Origin of the sequence: Micromonospora yasonensis, from assembly GCF_026013475.1 — a bacterium.
In the GTDB taxonomy this organism is placed as follows: Bacteria; Actinomycetota; Actinomycetes; order Mycobacteriales; family Micromonosporaceae; genus Micromonospora; species Micromonospora yasonensis.
On sequence record NZ_JAPDPH010000349.1, the window covers coordinates 1 to 4,923 of the forward strand.

Genomic DNA, 4,923 nt, shown 5'->3' on the forward strand with positions numbered 1-4,923 from the left:
GACACTGCTCGGCGCCGAGCGCGAACAGGATGATCCCGGCGATCATCGGCAGGTTGGATGCGGCCGAGCAACGGCTGGCGGTCCAACTACCGCCAGCCGTTCGAAAGGCGTACCGGATGGCGGAGCGACCTACAGCTACACGGGACGCTGCGTGGTCGCTCCGAGCGCACTGGCCAGCCAGTGCGCTCGGAGCGACGAGATGAGATCGTCTGAGGCGCGAATCCCGGCATAGTCCCCGAGATGGTCGGCGCCGGGTCAGATGCCGAGTGACCTCCGGGTGGCCCGGACGGTGTCGAACAGTTCCTCGTAGCAGTCGAAGCCCCGCTCGATGCAGTCCATGTCGACCCCGCATTCGCGCTGTCGCGCCCGCAGCAGCGACTCATCCGCCACATATATCGGAAAGGTCAGGAAATCGACGTCGGGAACCCGTTCCCGGAGCATGGCGACGTCGTCCTGCACACCTTCCCTGAACTGAAGCCAACCGTTGAGTTCGTCGTAGACGACCGCGCCAGCGGTGATCCCCTTCGTCCATCCGGAAAAGAGCGCGGCGAGACTGGTGGCCGCACGAGCCGAACCCCAGACATCGGGGGTGAACTCGTAGCGCCAAATTTCACCCTCGTGGTCGCCGGCGAGCACGAACGTGTAGACTAGGTGCTCGAAGTTGAACAGCCGCACTTGATGCCGCCACGGGAAGGGCGTGCCGATCGATATCGCCAGGGTGTCGAGTTCCTCGCCCCCGTTGGTCGGCCACGGCATGATCCATCCGCCGTTGGGCAGCAGCCGCCTGGGCGGCCATTTCTGCGACTGGAACCAGGTCAGCTGCTCGGCGACGTGGTCCACGTCGAAGAGCCGGTAGACCAGGTCGGGTGGCTGCGCGACGGGCGCTTCGGCGTGCTCGGGCCAGTCGAGGCCCGCAGCCGTCGCCGCCGCGCGGTACTCCGCGACCGCGTCACGCAGCACGCGCACGTCGTCGAGCATCAGGGAGCCGCCGGCGGTTTTGGGGTCATGCACATGCTGGCCCCGCCCTCGCTGACCCGGAATCCGAAGCTCGGCCCGTTCGCCGCGACCCATGGCTTCACCGGCAGCACGATGAACCGCTCCCCGTCGGCCACGTCGCACTTGCGGAAGAACGCAGACATCTCGGTGCCCTGTGGGCTTGACTCCGAAGGCGGGACCGGCTTCAGGGAAGCGCGCTCGCCCGACAGGTCTACCGCCTGGTTCGTCACCCAGAACGGGAACTCATCGCAGACCGTCCCGGGCGCGCGCCCGGTGCACTCGTTCGGCGTGAACTGCGTGTTGAACCAGTTGCGCCTGTAGCCGGCGTTGGTGGCGGCCTGGCCCCCCTGGCTGCGGGCCGGGTAGAACCACTGGGCTCGCGTCGGCGGCTGCGGATACCCGCCGTCACCCATCGCGGTCACGATGTGGGTCCCGGTCTCCTTCAAGGGCCTGAGGTCGTAGGACACGCCACCGGGGACGTAGACGGCGAAGCCGTTGTCGCAGCCGGCCGTACCCTGGGTGCCGCGCTGGGCCGTGCACGCCGCGTCAATGATCCGCTTCAGCCGGGCGTCCTCTTCGTCGGTCCAGGCGAAGGGAATGTTGTCCCGATCGGCCACCAGCTTTGTCGTTTTGATCACCTCCGCGTAGAGCTTCAGGCTGTTGTACCACTCGCCCTCGTCCGCGCCCCAGTTCTCGAAGGTGTCGAAGTCGGTGTCGTGGTGGATCGGGTACTCGAGGAGGCCGTGGATGCCGATCTGACCGGGGAAGAGGATCTCGAGCAGGGCCCACAGCGCCAGTCCGATGCCGATCCCCGAGAGCGTGACGACGACCCAGGAGGTGCCGGCGGCGGCAGCGGGCGCGACCGCGACGAGCCGAACCGTCTGCGCGGCAGGCGCCAGCAGAAGCGTGCACGTGGTGGTGTTCTGGGCGCACCAGGTGATCGGTACGGTGGCATTGCCTGGGTCGAACAGCGGCGCGACGTCGCCGGGGACGTTGTCCACCGACGAGATCACCGGTCCGCGGCCGGGCGGTGCCGCCGAGAAGAGGAGCTGGGTGAGATTGTCCGCGCAGTCGACCAGCTTCTCCCCGGACGGCGGCAGGAATGCCTCCAGACAGCTGTTGTCCGAAACGGTGTAGCACCCCAGGAACAGCTCCGTGCTGCCGGCCGGCACCGCGACACCGGCGCGCGAGTCCGCCGCGACGTAGAAGTCTCCGCCGCTCCCGGCGCACTGCGAGGCCTCGCTGGCCGCCTGCTGCGTGGCTGCGGGAGACACCTCGTCTGTGTTGATCATGGTGGTGAAGTCGCCGGCGAGTTCACGGACCACCGTGCCGTCGGCGCGCAGGGCCTCGACCCGGAAGGTGTACGGCGTGTACTCCTCCAAGGGGCCGATTGGAAGGCTGATGCTGTTCTCCGCCGTGCACGGGTTCGCCGGATTGCCGCTGGCGTCCTGGCAGAAATGGGTCAGCGAGAATTCGTCGTACAGCTGGCCGTCCAGGTAGGCGCGGTAGCTGACCTCGGTGGCAGGGTCGGGATGCCAGGTTGCCGTGGCGGCACCCTGCTCCGGGTCGAGGACCAGGTCAGCATCAGGATCCGGCGGCGGCGGGGCGGCAGCCGTCGTGAAGGACGCCGTGGCGGGGGCCGCCGACTTGTTGCCCGCCAGGTCGACGGCCACTACAGACACTGTGTGGTCGGTGGACGGCGACAACCCGGTGATGGAGTACGACCGGGTGCCGACGGTGGTCCGGTGCGGGGTCCCGCCGTCGACGGTGACCTCGTATCCGGCGAGGCCGTAGTTGTCCGTGGCCTCGCCCCAGGTCGCCTTGGCCGTGGTCGCCGTGATGGCGCCGACGGTCAGACCCGGGACGGCGCTCGGCGGGAGCAGGTCCACCACGGTGACCGAACGCAGGATCTTGGCGTAGCGCCCGGGTTCGCGCTCGGCGCGAGCGCACACCTCGTTCTCGCCCAGCTGCACCGGGCGAAGACTGGTGGTCCACGACGCCGACCAGTCCGTCACCCCATCCGGCGGCGGACCGAAGGTGAAGCTGGAGGTCGTCAGCCGGCCGACCGAAACGTCGACCATCGTGGCTTCCTTGTGCAGGAAGCCGTTGACAGCGATCTTCCCATGCTCGTCAACCGCGACCTCGGTCCCAGCCGTCGGCCCTTCGAGTCGGATGGAGGCGTGATTCACGTCCTCTGGCACCGACGGGTCCGCGCACGCCGGAAGTTGCTCGGCCGGAGTCGCCTCGGCAGCCGGCTGGTTCACCAGGCTGACGGGCAGAATGAACGAGACGACGAATGCCGTCGCCCGTAAGAGCCTGCTGGAATGCCGATGGTGCTTGTGGTCGGCCATGCCCACCCCCGTCTCACTGAAGTCTATCAATGACCTGGCGGACGGTAGCACGGCACAGTCCATCGTGGAGACCGTCGCGCTTGAGCTCAGCCCGGTCCTCGGTTATCACAGCCTCGGGATCCTCAGCCCGGGTGAAGGGGAGGCGGCCGAGCTGGGCTGGGACAACTGCGCACATGGCACTCGTACGCACTGCGCTGGGCCGAGCTCGCACCGTGTCGGGCCCTGGCTGCACGCGATGGGAAACTGCCGCATCCCGGGCCCGCGCTGGCGCTGCTGTGCCGGTTCGCCGCAGGGTTCGAGGACGACGATGTGGACGATGCCGTTGACATGGTGGAGGCCGCCTTCGCCTCACTGCGCCCGGACGGGTGGACCGGGTACTGGCCGAGCGGCGCCGACTGGCTGGACCGCTCCGACTTCCGCGGCCAGAACGTGACGTGGCAGCGCGACGAGGACGGCTACCGGTGGGCGGCACGGGGCCTCGACGAAATGCGAGACTTCTACAGCGCCCGCATGTACCCACCCGGTACCGTCTAGGGCTTCCCGCACGCTCCACGGGCTGCTGGCCGCGGCTCAGACGACCACCGTGGCCCGCTGAGGTGTGCTGTTTCGGTGGAAACTGCGGCACTGCCTGACGTTCCTGCGGGCCGGTTCGAGGCAAAGCCAAGTACAGCACATTAAGAGGTCCTAACAAAATGATCTCTAGGTCTGCCGTCCCTTGTAGAGGGTGGTCTACGATGACGGGCCGTGAGGCGTGGTGAGCAGCCGCCGTGGATCGTGCCGGACGGGCTGTGGCAGCGCATCGAGCCGCTGCTGCCCAAACCTGAGCGCAACCCGCGGCACCCGGGGCGTAAGCGGATCCCGGACCGGCAGGTGCTGTGCGGGATCTTGTTCGTGCTGCACACCGGCATCCAGTGGGAGTTCCTGCCCCAGGAGTTGGGGCTCGGGTCCGGGATGACCTGCTGGCGGCGATTGGAGGAGTGGAATCGGGCCGGGGTGTGGCAGCGGCTGCACGAGCTGCTGCTGGCCGAGTTGCAGGCGGCCGGGAGGCTGGACTGGTCCCGTGCGGTGATCGACTCCTCGCATGTGCGGGCCGCCCGACGCGGCCCAAAAGCGGCCCGAGCCCGGTCGACCGCGCCCGCCCGGGCTCGAAACACCACGTCCTGACCGAGGGCGCCGGCATCCCCCTGGCCGTGTCGCTGACCAGCGGCAACCGCCACGACGTCACCCAACTGCTCCCGCTGATCGACAAGATCCCGCCGGTGCGAGGCCGCCGTGGCCGGCCACGCCAGCGCCCGGATCAGATCTTCGCTGATCGTGCCTACGGCCACGACAAGTACCGTCGGGCGGTGCGAGCCAAGGGCATCCGTCCGCGGATCGCCCGCCGAGGCCAGCCCCACGGCTCCGGGCTAGGAGTGTTCAGGTGGGTGGTCGAGCGCACGATCGCCTGGTACCACGGCATGAAACGGCTACGGATCCGCTGGGAACGCCGCGACGACATCCACGAAGCCTTCCTTGCCCTGGCCACCTGCATCATCACGTACCGACACGTCGTACGACTTTGTTAGGACCTCTAACG

General features: G+C 68.2%; 4 protein-coding genes. 2 read left to right on the forward strand and 2 right to left on the reverse strand.

Going from position 1 to position 4,923, the window contains the following annotated elements:
• Positions 1-255: 255 nt before the first annotated feature.
• Together ONA70_RS34720 and ONA70_RS34725 are read right to left on the reverse strand one after the other, a co-directional pair.
• The gene (locus ONA70_RS34720; RefSeq protein WP_265010718.1) at positions 256-978 is read right to left on the reverse strand and encodes a hypothetical protein; all 723 of its coding nucleotides are present in this window, start codon (positions 976-978) and stop codon (positions 256-258) included.
• Positions 978-3,077, reverse strand: a complete 2,100-nt coding sequence (locus ONA70_RS34725) for a NucA/NucB deoxyribonuclease domain-containing protein (protein WP_265010719.1) — start codon at positions 3,075-3,077, stop codon at positions 978-980. The genes ONA70_RS34720 and ONA70_RS34725 overlap by 1 nt, the downstream gene beginning before the upstream one ends.
• A gap of 579 nt (positions 3,078-3,656) precedes the next feature.
• Between ONA70_RS34725 and ONA70_RS34730 the strand changes: the two genes are divergently transcribed.
• Both ONA70_RS34730 and ONA70_RS34735 read left to right on the forward strand, forming a co-directional pair.
• Positions 3,657-3,881 carry a hypothetical protein gene (locus ONA70_RS34730; protein ID WP_265010720.1) on the forward strand — a complete coding sequence of 75 codons (225 nt, stop codon included), beginning with the start codon at positions 3,657-3,659 and terminating at the stop codon, positions 3,879-3,881.
• Between the two features lie 237 nt (positions 3,882-4,118).
• Positions 4,119-4,912, forward strand: a protein-coding gene (locus ONA70_RS34735; RefSeq protein ID WP_265010721.1) for an IS5 family transposase whose coding sequence is annotated in 2 segments (ribosomal slippage) — positions 4,119-4,455 and positions 4,455-4,912 — 795 coding nt in all. Because the reading frame shifts where the segments join, the coding sequence is not laid out codon by codon here.
• The last annotated feature ends 11 nt before the right edge of the window (positions 4,913-4,923 follow it).

Coding starts and splice junctions, on each gene's coding strand:
- ONA70_RS34725 (WP_265010719.1), bottom strand. CDS start 3,077: ATGGTCGACGTTTCGGTCGGCCGGCTGACGACCTCCAGCTTCACCTTC.
- ONA70_RS34720 (WP_265010718.1), bottom strand. CDS start 978: ATGCTCGACGACGTGCGCGTGCTGCGTGACGCGGTCGCGGAGTACCGC.